Here is a 13,553-nt window from a genome sequence, read left to right as displayed (position 1 = left end):
GTGGTTGAATAATCGACGAACCACAGCGATGTAATTTTTCGAGTGTCGGAAGGGTCCAAGGAGCAATATGGACGGCGCTATCGCGCGGACTGAGCAATCCGGGGATGACTCTGATCTGACCGATGGGCTAACCCGTCGCGAGCACGACATCTTGGCGTTCGAACGTCAATGGTGGAAGTACGCGGGCAGCAAGGAAGACGCGATCAAAGAGCTGTTCTCGATGTCGGCAACCCGGTACTACCAGGTGCTCAATGCGCTCGTGGACCGCCCTGAGGCGCTGGCTGCCGACCCGATGCTGGTCAAGCGGTTGCGTCGGTTGCGGGCGAGCCGTCAAAAGGCACGGGCTGCGCGGCGGCTCGGCTTCGATATCACTACCTAGGGGTCGCTCCACACGCGAGGAGGACAAATGGGTGGAGTGCGGCATCGGGCGGTTCGCTCGATACAGTGGTGGCGATGAATCAGCGAGACTCCTCCGGGCTACCCCTGCGCGCCATGGTGATGGTGCTGTTGTTCCTCGGGGTGGTGTTCCTGCTGGTCGGCTTCCAGGCGCTCGGCTCCGATGACGACTCGGCGGACCAGTCGTCCGTGGCGACGACGAGCGCGACGACCACTGCCGCGAAGACGTCGACCAAGGCCGCACCGGCCCCCGAGATCAAGGCCGACGTGCGGGTCTACAACATCTCTGATGTCGCGGGTGCCGCCGAGACCGCGGCCAACCAGTTGCGTGAGGCGCACTGGAACGTGACCGAGACCGGCAACCTGGTGATGGAAGGCGTCGCGGGCACCACGGTGTTCTTCGGTGACACGCCGGACGAGAAGGAAGCCGCCGAAAACGTGGGCAAGGTCCTGCATGCACCCGTCGAACCCCGGCGCCCGGAACTTATCGAGCAACCACCGGGAGTGATCGTGGTGGTCACCGGCTAGGCTTTGGGCCATGCTGAAGCCCGTCAGTGTTGCCTTCTTGTTCGCCGCCCCTGTCGTCGCGCTGAGCGCCTGTAGCCCGCCTGGACAGGTGCCCTCCGACGCCCCCGGCACCACGCCGGCGATCTGGACCGGATCGCCCTCGCCCTCGGCCGCTCCCGGTGAGCACGGCAGCGGGCACGGTGCGCAGGCCACCACCGGTGGCGAGACGCTCACCGCCGAGCTCAAGACCGCCGACGGAACCTCCGTGGCCACCGCTGACTTCCAGTTCGCCGACGGTTTCGCGACCGTGACGGTGGAGACCACCGCTCCGGGCAAGCTCGCCCCCGGCTTCCACGGACTGCACATCCACTCGGTCGGCAAGTGCGAGGCCAATTCGGTGGCTCCGACCGGCGGCGCGCCCGGCGACTTCAACTCGGCCGGAGGTCATCTCCAGGTCTCCGGACACACCGGACATCCCTCCAGCGGTGACCTGAGCTCGCTGCAGATCCGTGCCGACGGCTCGGGCAAGCTGGTGACCACCACCGACGCCTTCACCGCCGAGGATCTCACCGGCGGCGCCAAGACCGCGATCATCATCCACGAGAAGGCCGACAACTTCGCCAACATCCCGCCGGAGAAGTACCAGCAGGTCGTCGGCGGCGCACCCGGGCCCGATCAGGCGACCTTGGCTACCGGCGACGCCGGAAGTCGGGTGGCGTGCGGTGTTATCGGCGCCGGCTGACAGCCGGATCGATTTCGCCGGGTCGCCCCGGCCGACGGTCGGCGTCGAATGGGAGTTCGCTCTCGTCGACGCCGACACTCGTGATCTGAGCAACGGCGCCGCCGAGGTGATCGCCGAAGTCGGCGAGACCCCGCACGTGCACAAGGAGCTGCTGCGCAACACCATCGAGATCGTCACCGGGATCTGCGACAACACCGGTGAGGCGATGGATGACCTGCGCAGCACCCTCGGCCCCGTACGCAAGATCGTGCACGACCGTGGCATGGAGCTGTTCTGCGCAGGGACCCATCCGTTCGCGAAATGGTCGGCACAACAACTGACCGACGCGCCGCGCTACGCCGAGCTGATCAAACGCACCCAGTGGTGGGGGCGACAGATGCTGATCTGGGGTGTGCACGTGCACGTCGGGATCTCCTCGGCGCACAAGGTGATGCCGATCATCTCGTCACTGCTCAACCAGTACCCGCATCTGCTGGCGCTGTCGGCGTCGTCGCCGTTCTGGGACGGTGAGGACACCGGATATGCCAGTAACCGGGCGATGATGTTCCAGCAGTTGCCTACGGCCGGACTGCCGTTCCAGTTCCAGAGTTGGCGCGAGTTCGAGGGTTTCGTCCACGATCAGAAGAAGACCGGGATCATCGACCACCTCAACGAGATCCGTTGGGACATCCGGCCTTCCCCGCATCTCGGCACGGTCGAGGTGCGGATCTTCGACGGCGTGTCCAACCTGCGTGAGCTGGGCGCACTGGTGGCGTTGACACACTGCCTGATCGTCGACTTGGACCGCAGGCTCGACGCGGGTGAGCAGCTGCCGACCATGCCGCCGTGGCATGTCCAGGAAAACAAGTGGCGCGCGGCCCGGTACGGGCTCGACGCGGTGATCATCCTGGACGCCGACAGCAATGAGCGACTGGTCACCGAGGACCTCGACGAGTTGTTGAATCGTCTTGAGCCGGTGGCCAAGTCGTTGCGGTGTGCCGACGAGTTGGCCGCGGTCACCGACATCTACCGCGGCGGCGCGTCGTACCAACGCCAGCGCCGAGTGGCCGAGGAGAACGACGGCGACCTCCGCGAAGTCGTCGACGCGCTGATCGGCGAACTGCAGCTTTAGGCCTGGGCGTGCATTGACCAAACGCGCATTGACCAAATCGAGGGCGAGGACGATCCTGGCCGAATGACGGTCTCACCGATGTTTCCACTCGAAGTGGCGATGCTGCCCGGCCAGGAGCTGCCGCTACGGATCTTCGAACCGCGGTATGTGGCGATGGTGGCTGACTGTATGGCCATGTCGGAGCCGTCTTTCGGGGTGGTGCTGATCTCGGCCGGACGCGAGGTGGGCGGCGGTGAACGGCGCTGTGACGTCGGAGCGCGGGCCAAGATCATCGACTGCCAGGAGTTCGGCGTCGGCAAGTACCGGCTGTTGTGCATGATGGGCGAACGAATCCGCGTGCGGCGGTGGCTCGACGACGATCCGTATCCGCGCGCCGAGATCGAGCCGTGGCCCGATGACCCGGACCAGCCTGCCGACCCCGCTCGCATCGGGGAGGTCGAAGACCGGATGGTGGCGTTGCTGGACCGGATCGGCGAGGCACGCGGTACCCCGCTGCGAAGCCGCGAGATCGTGGAGTCAGCTCGGTTGGACCCGGGTAACCGCTTGTACGCCTTGGCCACTCGGTTACCGATGGGACAGGCCGACCGCTACTCGCTGCTGGCCGCGCCGTCGGAGGCGGCCCGGGTGGAGGCACTCGGTGAAGCGGTGGACACCGTCGCCGCGATGGTGGAGTTCCAGCTCTCGGAGTAGCTCTCGGTCACCCCGCGGTCATCACTCCTTCGACGAACTCAGTCGACATGGACAGGTCGGCGGTGTCCTCGGGAAGGGCGCGGCGGTAGCGCGCCATCACGTCGTCGGCCGGGAGCGCCGCGACCTGCCAGCAGCGTTCGCTGAGCCAGTCGGCGACGTGGGGACGTTCCTCGACGAACCACAACTGCTCCGGGTCGGGCATGTCCTCGCCGGCCTCGGCGGCCTGTGCGCGCATCTGCTCGATGCGCGCACGGCGGCGGGCCAGATGGTCCTCGGAGAAGAAGTCTGCGCTGAAGGCCTCGACGGCGATCCGGCTGTCGCGCGCCGACAATTCGGTGATCCGCTCGAACAGCAGATCCTGCGCCTCGGCGGGCAGGTAGGGCAGCAGCCCCTCGACCGCCCACGCGGTCGGCTGTGACTGGTCGAAACCCGCCTCCTGCAATGCTTCCGGCCAGTCCTGACGCAGGTCGACACCGACCGCGGCATAGCGGACCGTCGACACCACACGGTGCGCGGCCAGCACCGCACCCTTGAACTGCAACACCTGCGGCTGGTCGATCTCGAAGATCACGCTGTCGTCGATCCACGGCAACCGCCACGCGCGGGCGTCCAGACCGGCCGCCAGGATCACGGCCTGGCGGATGCCCGCGGCGCCGGCGGCCACGAAGAACTCGTCGAACCACTTGGTGCGGGAGGCGGCGTAGTTGCCGATGTCGCGGATGCGCTGGGCCATCGCGCCGGCCGGTGGACGCCAGCCACGCTCGGCGGCGGCGTCGAGAAACATCTGGGCGTAAGGATCGGTGAACAGCGGGGTGTCTGAGGCGGTTTCGGCGGCCCGCGCCATCGCCACACCGAGCGCAGTGGCCCCCACGCTCTCGGTGATCTCCCAGCTGTCGTCGTCAGTTCTGGTCATCGCTGCCAGTGTGCCCCCTCAAGCCCGACTTCAGACATTTCCGGGGCAGGCCGAGTCGGCTTTCGGCGTGTCGCGTGACGGGACGGGGTGCCGGTCTGCCCGCCTATCCGCGACTTTTCAGCGACTATCGCCGCATCGGCACCACGGGCACCGTTGATCACACGGCCGATGATGACTTCCGTCGCTCACGCCTCATCCGCCTCGGTCGTTACGGATTTTCCGTTGCCCAGCTATCAGCGACGGAGTCGCTGACAGTCGGACATTGGGCAGATGATGCTGATGCGGCTGGTGATGCGCGAGTGTCAAAAACCCTGAGCGACAATGGGTTTACTGATTCTGCAGTTGCTGGTGTGGCGATTGTCGCTCAGTTGTCGCTAACAGTCGGGCACATCGGATACCCCTCCGGCAACCGTGAAGACGTGGCCGGGCCGGGGCCGGGGCACGACGTGTGCACCTGCCGAGTGACGCCAGGAACCTCACTGCGCGTCATCGCGGCCGGTCTCCTCGGATTCGGCCATCTCGTCCCGGGTCAGCAGATCGTCGCGGATGTTCTGCTCGTGGTAGGCAAGCTGGCCGACGCGATTGGCGATCACCGGTGCGGTGATCAAGGTGAACAACCCGGTGAGGATGACCATGCCGATATCGGCGTGGCCGCGCAGTCGGATCGCAGCCCCCGCCAACACCAGCAGCAGGCCGAGCACCTGGGGCTTGGTGGCCGCATGCATACGTGAGAGCGTGTCGGGGAAACGGACCACACCGATCGCCGCCGTCAGCGCCAGGGACGATCCACTGAGAATCAGTACGGCGGTGAGGATGTCGAGAATGTTCATCGCCGCTCCCGGCCCAGCCCTCGCCGCGGCCGCCGCCGCGGCTGCGGATCGTCGGTGTCCGGCACGCGGAAGCGAGCCACGCTCACCGAGCCGACAAAGCTGATCAACGCCAGCGCGGTCAGGCTGTAGGTGACCGTGGTGTCGAGGCTGAACGCCGCCCAGGTGCCGATACCGCACATCGTCACCGCAATCAGGGTGTCCAGCGAGACCAGCCGATCCAGGGTGCTGGGCCCGGCCAGTACGCGGAACATGGTGATCGCGGCCGCGGCGGTCAACATGACCGCCGCGATGATCCAGACCGTCGTCATGTGTGACCCGCCTCCCGCTCGGCCGACGGTTGCCAGTCGCTTTCCCGCTCAAAGGCGGCCACCAGCATCCGCTGGATCTGCTCGACCTGCCGGTAGAACCGCTGCACCGTGCTCTCCGATCCGACGTCGATGACGTGCATGTAGAGAATCCGGCGGGCCTGATCGATCTCCAGCACGATCGTGCCGGGAATGACGTTGAAGATGTTGACGGCCAAGGCCAGCACGAGATCCGACTTCACGGCCGGCAGGTTGGCGCGCAGCACGGCGACCAGTGGTGGTGGTCCGGGGCGGATCGCCAGCCAGGCCACCTGGAAGGACGACAACACCATGTAATAGCCGACCACCGCAACGAGTTTCAGCAGCGACAGCGGGTGCAGCCGACCCTCGACCGGCACCGACGGCAGTGGCAGCAAGACGGTGATGACCAGTGCCACCACGAGCCCGCCGGCCACATTGGCGACGCTGAAGTGGCCCCACAACAGCACCCAGACCAGCGTCAGGAAGCACACCAGCCAGATCCGCAGCGCGAGATGTCTCATCGTGATGAGCCTCCCAGCACCGCCGAGATGTACTGCCCGCGGTCGATCACCTCGGCCGCCGACCGTTCGCCGTAGCCGAAGATCGGGCCGGCCGCGATCGTCAGCGCCAACCCCACGACGATCAGCGCGGCGGTCGGCACCAGCATGCCGCTGGGCATGCGCCCCACACTGTCGCGGTCGGCGAACTCGATGTCCTCGGAGTCGTCGAGCAGCACCGCAGGCGCAGCCGCGGCCAGATGGCCTTCGGGCGCGTCGGCCCGAGACCGCCAGAACGCCTTCGTCCACACCCGGGCCACGACATAGAGCGTCAGCAGGCTCGTGACGACGCCGCCGGCCACCAGCGTCCAGGCCAACGGTGAGCCGTTGGCAGCACCGGCCTCCATCAACGCGACCTTGCCGATGAAACCCGAGAACGGCGGGATACCACCCAGATTCAGCGCGGGAACGACGAACACGAAGGCCAGTACCGGGCTGGCGGCGGCCAGCCCGCCGAGCCGGTTCAGGGTGGACGCACCGGCTTGGCGCTCGATCAGCCCCACCACGAGGAACAGTGTCGTCTGCACGACGATGTGGTGCGCGACGTAGTAGATCGCCCCCGACATGCCCAGCTCGTTGCCCAGCGCGACGCCGAACACCATGTAGCCGATGTGGCTCACGAGCGTGAACGACAACAACCGTTTGATGTCGCTCTGCGCGATCGCGCCGAGGATGCCGATCACCATGGTCAGCAACCCGGCCACCAGCAGCACCGAATCCAGGCTGCCGCCGGGGAACAACAACGCGTGGGCCCGGATGATCGCGTAGACACCGACTTTGGTGAGCAACCCGGCGAACACCGCGGTGACCGGGGCCGGCGCGGTCGGATACGAGTCGGGCAGCCACGTCGACAGCGGGAACACCGCCGCCTTGATGCCGAAGGCCACCAGCAGCACCGCGAACAGCGCGTTACGGGTTCCGGCGGGCACGTCGTCGAGGCGCACGGCCAACTCGGCCAGGTTCAGCGTGCCGGTGGCGGCGTAGACCAGGGCGATGCCGATCAGGAAGATCAGCGACGACACCATCGACACCATCACGTAGGAGATGCCGGCCCGGACGCGTTCCTCGCTGGCGCCGATCGTCAACAGCACGAAGCTCGCCGACAGCAGCACCTCGAAACCGACGAACAGGTTGAACAGGTCACCGGCCAGGAACGCGGTACACACCCCGGCCGAGAGCACCAGATAGGTCGGCATGAAGATCGACACGGGCTGGCGTTCGTCGCCGTCACGGATACCCTGCCCGATGGCGTAGGCGACCACCGCGAGCAACACGATCGCGGACACCACCAGCATCAAGGCCGACAACCGGTCGACCACCAACGTGATGCCCAGCGGGCCCATGCCGGGCACGCTCTGCCCCCAGCCGCCGACGTGCAGCACCAGGGTGCCGTCGCGATCGGCGAGGTACACCAGGGCCGCACACACCGCGACCACGGCCACGAGTGCGACCTGAGTGATCAGGCGCTGCAATTGCGGCCGCCGCCCGGCCACCAGCGTGATCGCCGCGGCCAACGCCGGGATCAGCACCGGCAGCGGCATCAATGCCTGAGCCGTCATTTCGAACCCTCGAATCCGGGCAGCGCATCGAGTTCGTCGGGCGCGTCGGTGTCCAGATGGGGTTCGGGTTCGAGGATCTCCTCGTCGGGGCCTGGCTCGGTACCGGCCTGCTGCGAGACGCGCGTGTCCTCGGGGTCGTTGCTGACTTCTTCGACCGTGGTCAACCGATAGGACCGGTAGGCCAGGGCCAACACGAACGCCGCGATCCCCATGCTGATCACGATGGCGGTCAGGATCATGCCCTGTGCCAAGGGATCGGCGGTGGACGATGCATCGTCGCTGGTGCGCCCGCGGATCGGTGGATTACCGCCCGCCCCACCGACGGTCAGGATCAGCAGGTTCACCGCGTTGCCGATCAGCAACAGTCCCAACAACATCCGGGTCAGATTGCGCTCGAGAAGCAGATACACCCCGGCGCTGGTCAGGCCGCCGATGATGATCAGCGGGATCATGAACGTCGTCATCGCGTCATCGCCTTCGAAGTCGCCGGGGCACCGGTGGTTTCCACGTCCACCCGCGCACCGAGGCTGCGTAGCACGTCGAGCACCAGGCCGACCACGATGAGGTAGACACCCAGATCGAAGAACAGCGCGGTGACGAGCTTGACATGGCCGAACACCGGAAGGTCGAACTGCAGAACCGCCGAGGACAGGGCCGGGGCGCCCAACAGGATGGAAGTGACGGCCGTGCCGGCCGACAGACCCAACCCGGTTCCCAGGATCTTGCCCGCGTCCAACGGCAGGGTCTCGCCGAGTTCGTATCGGCCGCCGGCCAGATACCGCAGCACCAGCGCCAAACCCGCGGTGAGCCCACCGGCGAATCCTCCGCCGGGCGTGTTGTGCCCGGCGAAGAAGAAGTATGCGGACAGCACCATGATCAGCGGGAAGATCACCCGGGTGGCGACCTCAAGCACCAGTGACCGGTACCGCGGATCGCGCATCTCCGACCCGCGCAGCCAGGTGACATCGCCGATGGCCGGACTGTAGGCGCCGACGGGTCCGATGTCGGGTTGTCCCGGGGCCGCGCTGACCCGCGGGGCGGTGCCGAAGCGGCGGTGCCGGAACACCAGCGAGGCCACCCCGGTCGCGGCGACCAGCAGCACCATGATCTCGCCCATGGTGTCCCAGGCGCGGATGTCCACCAGCAGGACGTTGACGGTGTTGGCGCCGTGCCCGCGGTAGTAGGCGGCATCCGGCAACAGTTCGGCGATCCCGAGGCCGGTGCGCGCGGCCATCGCGTAAACGGCCAGGCACGTGACGGCGGCGCCGACCGCCAGGGCCAGCAGGGCCCGCGGCAGGCGGTGGCTGTTGATCTTGGCGGCGTCGGCCTCGGCCGGCAGAGTTCGCAGCACCAGCACGAAGATCACCAAAACCAGTGTCTCGACCAGGAATTGGGTCAACGCCAGATCGGGTGCGCCGTGGAAGGCGAAGATGGCGCCGCAGCCGTAGCCGGTCACCCCGACCAGCAGCACCGCGGCCAGGCGGTTACGCATCACGACCGCTCCCACCGCGGCGGCCAGCATCAGCAACCCGACGACCACCTGCAGCGGCGAATCCCACAACGCGAAGTCGGGGTGATCGCGGGCGCCGAGGGCCAACGTGGCGAGCGGGAGCGCCACCAGCGTGCACAGGATCACCGACTGGGTGGCGGGCAGCGAGCCGCGTTGTGTCGACCCGGTCAGGCGTAGCGAGATCACGTCGAGGCCCCGGATCGTCGCGTCGTACATGCGGTCGGCGTTGCCCAGCGGCTGATACGCGAATCGGGTGCGGGGCAGGCGACGACGCGTGACGAACGCCGCGGTGCCGATGGCCAGCACGACGACCGACAACACCAGCGGCAGGCCGAACCCGTGCCACAGCGCCAGGTGATAGCCGGACCCGCCGGGCATGGTGTCGGCGTATTCGTCGAGCACCGCGTCGAGCCCGGCCGGCCAGAGCCCGAACACCAGGCCGGTGGCGGCCAGGACGGCCGGAGCAGCGAGGAAGGTCGCCGACGGGCGATGCATCTCGGCGACTCGGGCGCTCGGCTCCGGCGAGCCCTTGCCCGCGAACGCCCCCCACATGAAACGCAGGCTGTAGATCGTGGTGAACACCGAGCCCACCACGATGCCGGTGAGCACGTACGGCGCGGCCGAGCCGAGCGCCGGGCTGTGCAACACCGTCTCCAGGTCGGCCTCCTTGGCGACGAAACCGAAGAACGGTGGCAGCGCGGCCATGCTCGCGGTGGCGGCAGCGGCGATGAACAACAGCGGTCGATGTTGACGGCCCAACCCGGCCAGGCGCCGGATATCGCGGGTGCCGGTGGCGTGGTCGATCACGCCGACCACCATGAACAGCGATGCCTTGAACATCGCGTGCGCGCAGAGCATGGCCAGGCCGGCCAGCATCATGTCGCTGCCGCCGGTCCCCACCATCACGGTGATCAGACCCAACTGGCTGACCGTGCCGAACGCCAGGATGAGTTTGAGGTCGTATTCGCGGACCGCGCGCCAGCCGGCCAGCAGCATCGTCACCAGTCCGAGGCCTACCACCATTGGACGCCAGAACGAGGTGTCGGCGAACCCGGGCGCCATGCGGGCCACCAGGTAGACACCGGCCTTCACCATGGCCGCGGCGTGCAGGTAGGCGCTCACCGGAGTGGGGGCGGCCATGGCGCCGGGCAGCCAGAAGTGCAGCGGCACGATGGCCGACTTCGACAGGGCGCCGACGAGGATGAGCGCGACTCCGACGGCAGCGGCCGTGCCCTCCGGAGGCGCCGCGATCAGTTCGGACAACAGGTAGGTGCCGGCCAGATTGCCCAGCACGATGATGCCGACGAGCATCGCCAGCCCACCGAACGTCGTCACCAACAGGGCCTGGGTGGCCGCCCGGCGGCTGGTGGCCCGCTCGGCGTAATGGCCGACGAGCAGGAAGGACAGCACCGTGGTGGTTTCCCAGAAGATGTAGAGCACCAGCATGTTGTCGCTGATCACCAGGCCGAACATGGACCCGGAGAATGCGACGAGCTCGGCGGCGAAGCTGGGCAGCCGCTTCTCGATGCGTCCGTCGTGGTGGTGGAAGTACTCGCCGCAGTAGAACAGCACGAGGGCACCGATGGCCAGCACCAGCACGCTCATGATCGCGGCGAGTGAGTCGAACCGCAGCGCGATGTCCATCGACAGTTCGGGAACCCACGGAATGTTCAGCGTGGGCACGCGATCGTGGCTGGGCCAGTTCGACGCGACCCAGGCCAGCGAACCGAGCGGGACCAGCGCGAGCGGATAAAACGCCCTCCGTCCCCATCTGGCCACCAGAAGTGGCGCCAGCGCGGTGGCGACCGCGTGGGCGAGCAGGACGGCGAGCATGGCACTCCGATCGGGTTGGGGTCGGGGTGTCAGCCTTATAGCTATGCGGGTGCTACGGCTTTTCGGGCTTTGGTTAAAGCCATTCTACGTGGGCCGTTGTGGCGAAGTGGGGGCGGCAGGAGCCCTCGCCGGACAATCGGCGTGACGTGCCGTCGCGCTAGGCGCTTGGCGCCGGGCTCATCGAACGGTGGGCCCACACCGGAATCGCGTGGGAGACCACGCCGATGCCCCAGCCCATGATCGGCCAGACCGGCCAGAAGTACCAGCCGCCACCGCCGAGTCCGACGGCCAGCCAGATGCCGAGCATGAGCAGCGAACCGGCCAGGTAACCGGCCAGATGGATTCCGACGCTTATTTGGGCGGCCCGCTGTTGGGCGGCGCGGCGGCGGGGGTCGTGACGGCGGAGCCGGGTGACGGGTAGATCGGCGACGAGCTGACCCAACGCGTCGGTGGTCTGGGCCCGGAACGTCGCCTGCAGCCGGTCCTCGTATTCGGGCATGGTCAGGTAGCCCTGGGTGAGGGCCTGGCCGAGATCGTTGGCGGTCCGTTCCCGCTCCCGGTCACCGGCGCGGGCGGGTTCGACGGTGGGTAGGGCGGTGTCGGCCATGTCAGCTCCCGTGGATCTAGTCAATGACTAGTTGAAGTGTTCCACGTGAACTTGTCACCGTCAAGATGTTGGCCGCGGTTTCTTTATGTGTGAGGCGACGCAGGGTCACGCCAGCACGTCCGGCCGCGGACGAAGCTGTCCGGCAATCCTTTTCAGGGTCTGACGCACCGCCACCACGTGGAGGCCCGAGCTGATCACCACGGTGCGGTAGATCTTGCCGTGCAGGCCAGGGAAAGCCGCCCACGTCTGTGAGCGCACCCGGGTGTCATGCGGGCCGAGGGTGTCCAACTCGAAAACCCATTCGTAGATCGAAAAGGGATGACGGCCTTTGAGAACCAGGCGTTCGCGGGGGATGCGCTCGCCGATCGCGAACCCGAACGGGGCGCGCGGATTGGCGGGATCGCCGCACAGGGTGCGCAGGACGGCGGCCCATGTCGTGGCCGCATCGGCCTCGACGGTTATGGCATGCTCATCGATATAGGGTAAACGTTCCATATAGAAGGACCGTACTAGATCATGGCCCCGCCGCGGAAGCATGAAACCGACGCAATCTTGGATGCGACCCGGGCGCTGGTCCTCGCCGACGGGCCCCGCGCCGCCAGCGTCGCGGCAATCGCCAAGGTCAGCGGGGCGCCGGCGGGCACGCTGTACCACCGCTTCGGCAATCGCAACGGCGTGCTGACCGCCGCCTGGCTGCGGGCGCTGGAGCGCTTTCAGTCCCGCGCTCTGGCGGCCGCCGGGACGGACCCGGTGGAGGTGGCAGTGGCGATGGCCGTCGCAGCCGTCGGTTTCGCCCGTTCCGTACCAGACGATGCCCGGTTGCTGCTGACCATCCGGCCCAGCGACCTGCTCGACGGGGAGCCTGACGCGGAGTTCACCGCGACGCTGGCGGCGATGAACGCGCCACTGCTGGACCGTCTGGGAGGGCTGTCCCGTGAAATCTTCGGCGGCGATGACGCGCGGTCGATGGACGCGATTTCACGAGCCGTCGTCGACCTGCCCTACGCAGTGGTGCGCCGCCACGCCAACGACGCCGAACTGCCCACGTGGTTGGAAGACGACCTGGCCGACGCGGTACGGAGGTTGTTGGTTCGGTAGCGAATTCCCGCGGCGGTGCTGGGTAAGGTTTTGCCTATGGATGAGAAGGCCGAAGGCGCAAGGGTTGTCGCAGCCAGTCGAGAGATCGCCGCGCCGGCGGAGGTGATTTTCGAGCTCATTGCTGATCCGGCTCAACAGCCGCGCTGGGACGGCAACGACAACCTGGCCGAGGCGCCGGCGGGGCAGCGAGTGCGTGAGGTCGGAGACGTGTTCACGATGACGATCACTCAGGGGAGTGACCGGCAGAACCACATCGTCGAGTTCGAGGAAAGTCGACTTATCGCGTGGCGGCCGTCGGAAGTCGGCAAAGAGCCGCCCGGCCATCTCTGGCGTTGGCAGTTGGAGCCGCTGGGCGACAACCGAACCCTGGTCACCCACACTTACGACTGGTCGCAGCTCACGGATGAGAAGCGGTTGGTGCGTGCACGGGCGACCACTGCAGACAAATTGCAGGCATCGATCGACCGGTTGGCCGCACTGGCGGAGTCGTAACGGGCCTCATTTGTCCTTCGGCCGCCGCGCCCGGCGCAGGGGCGTTGTGCCCGCTTATGAGCGACAATCGAGCGACAATCGCCTCCTGCGCCACATGGGGAACGCCAGCCCCACAGCGGGTAGTCACATCCGACCCATATTGTTCTGGTGTCTCGTCAGCCTCACCAGTCCATTGCCCGACTGTCAGCGACACCGTCGCTGATAGCTGGACAACCCGAAAACCGTTGCCGCTGAGGCTAAAACACACACAAGTGACAGGAGTAAAGAGCGTCCTTGTGACAATAGTTGTCAATGGCTACCCATGTGGCGATTGTCGCTCGATTGTCGCTTGTAGGCGGGCACAACGCCCCTGCGCCGGGCGCGGCGGCCGAAGGACAAATGA

The 13,553-nt window shown here is 66.9% G+C and carries 16 protein-coding genes; 7 read left to right on the top strand and 9 right to left on the bottom strand.

Going from position 1 to position 13,553, the window contains the following annotated elements; genetic code table 11:
- Nucleotides 1-67: 67 nt before the first annotated feature.
- The 5 genes from A5699_RS11890 (at nt 68) to A5699_RS11870 (ending at nt 3,446) form a co-directional block, all read left to right on the top strand.
- Nucleotides 68-379, top strand: coding sequence for a DUF3263 domain-containing protein (locus A5699_RS11890; protein WP_067769440.1), 312 nt, complete (start codon nt 68-70; stop codon nt 377-379).
- 74 nt (nt 380-453) lie between these two features.
- Nucleotides 454-924 (top strand): LytR C-terminal domain-containing protein, encoded by a 471-nt coding sequence (locus A5699_RS11885; protein ID WP_197508265.1) that lies wholly within the window; start codon nt 454-456, stop codon nt 922-924.
- A 10-nt stretch (nt 925-934) separates the two neighbouring features.
- Nucleotides 935-1,645 carry a superoxide dismutase family protein gene (locus A5699_RS11880; protein ID WP_067769436.1) on the top strand — a complete coding sequence of 237 codons (711 nt, stop codon included), beginning with the start codon at nt 935-937 and terminating at the stop codon, nt 1,643-1,645.
- A complete protein-coding gene (locus A5699_RS11875) occupies nt 1,626-2,756 on the top strand; it encodes a glutamate--cysteine ligase (protein ID WP_067769434.1) in 1,131 nt (376 codons plus the stop codon). Before A5699_RS11880 ends, A5699_RS11875 begins: the two co-directional genes overlap by 20 nt.
- Before the next feature lie 63 nt (nt 2,757-2,819).
- Nucleotides 2,820-3,446 carry an LON peptidase substrate-binding domain-containing protein gene (locus tag A5699_RS11870; RefSeq protein WP_067769432.1) on the top strand — a complete coding sequence of 209 codons (627 nt, stop codon included), beginning with the start codon at nt 2,820-2,822 and terminating at the stop codon, nt 3,444-3,446.
- 7 nt (nt 3,447-3,453) lie between these two features.
- On the opposite strand, the gene A5699_RS11865 is transcribed toward A5699_RS11870, so the two are convergent.
- From A5699_RS11865 to A5699_RS11825, 9 genes are all read right to left on the bottom strand, one after another.
- Nucleotides 3,454-4,359, bottom strand: a complete 906-nt coding sequence (locus A5699_RS11865; protein WP_067769430.1) for an SAM-dependent methyltransferase — start codon at nt 4,357-4,359, stop codon at nt 3,454-3,456.
- A gap of 476 nt (nt 4,360-4,835) precedes the next feature.
- Entirely contained in the window at nt 4,836-5,189 is a 354-nt protein-coding gene (gene mnhG, locus A5699_RS11860; protein WP_067769428.1) for a monovalent cation/H(+) antiporter subunit G, read from the bottom strand.
- On the bottom strand, nt 5,186-5,497 hold the full coding sequence (locus A5699_RS11855; protein WP_067769426.1) for a monovalent cation/H+ antiporter complex subunit F: 312 nt from the start codon (nt 5,495-5,497) through the stop codon (nt 5,186-5,188). The genes mnhG and A5699_RS11855 overlap by 4 nt, the downstream gene beginning before the upstream one ends.
- Entirely contained in the window at nt 5,494-6,036 is a 543-nt protein-coding gene (locus A5699_RS11850; RefSeq protein ID WP_067769424.1) for a Na+/H+ antiporter subunit E, read from the bottom strand. Before A5699_RS11850 ends, A5699_RS11855 begins: the two co-directional genes overlap by 4 nt.
- A complete protein-coding gene (locus tag A5699_RS11845) occupies nt 6,033-7,631 on the bottom strand; it encodes a Na+/H+ antiporter subunit D (RefSeq protein WP_067769422.1) in 1,599 nt (532 codons plus the stop codon). The genes A5699_RS11850 and A5699_RS11845 overlap by 4 nt, the downstream gene beginning before the upstream one ends.
- Nucleotides 7,628-8,095 carry a Na(+)/H(+) antiporter subunit C gene (locus tag A5699_RS11840; RefSeq protein ID WP_067769420.1) on the bottom strand — a complete coding sequence of 156 codons (468 nt, stop codon included), beginning with the start codon at nt 8,093-8,095 and terminating at the stop codon, nt 7,628-7,630. The genes A5699_RS11845 and A5699_RS11840 overlap by 4 nt, the downstream gene beginning before the upstream one ends.
- Nucleotides 8,092-10,974: a Na+/H+ antiporter subunit A gene (locus A5699_RS11835; protein ID WP_067769418.1), complete on the bottom strand. Its 2,883-nt coding sequence runs from the start codon at nt 10,972-10,974 to the stop codon at nt 8,092-8,094. Before A5699_RS11835 ends, A5699_RS11840 begins: the two co-directional genes overlap by 4 nt.
- Nucleotides 10,975-11,131: 157 nt before the next feature.
- Entirely contained in the window at nt 11,132-11,581 is a 450-nt protein-coding gene (locus A5699_RS11830; RefSeq protein WP_067769416.1) for a DUF1707 domain-containing protein, read from the bottom strand.
- A gap of 105 nt (nt 11,582-11,686) precedes the next feature.
- Nucleotides 11,687-12,076: a hypothetical protein gene (locus A5699_RS11825; RefSeq protein WP_067769414.1), complete on the bottom strand. Its 390-nt coding sequence runs from the start codon at nt 12,074-12,076 to the stop codon at nt 11,687-11,689.
- Nucleotides 12,077-12,097: 21 nt separating this feature from the next.
- Here A5699_RS11825 and A5699_RS29895 point away from each other — a divergent pair, with 21 nt between their 5' ends.
- Together A5699_RS29895 and A5699_RS29890 are read left to right on the top strand one after the other, a co-directional pair.
- On the top strand, nt 12,098-12,679 hold the full coding sequence (locus A5699_RS29895) for a TetR/AcrR family transcriptional regulator (protein ID WP_067769412.1): 582 nt from the start codon (nt 12,098-12,100) through the stop codon (nt 12,677-12,679).
- 36 nt (nt 12,680-12,715) lie between these two features.
- The gene (locus A5699_RS29890; RefSeq protein ID WP_067769410.1) at nt 12,716-13,171 is read left to right on the top strand and encodes an SRPBCC family protein; all 456 of its coding nucleotides are present in this window, start codon (nt 12,716-12,718) and stop codon (nt 13,169-13,171) included.
- Nucleotides 13,172-13,553: the final 382 nt, after the last annotated feature.

The sequence above is a fragment of the Mycobacterium sp. E802 genome (assembly GCF_001666875.1).
Taxonomy (GTDB): Bacteria; Actinomycetota; Actinomycetes; order Mycobacteriales; family Mycobacteriaceae; genus Mycobacterium.
Note: the sequence above shows the minus strand (reverse complement) of the source record. Positions and strands in the feature narration are given on the sequence as shown.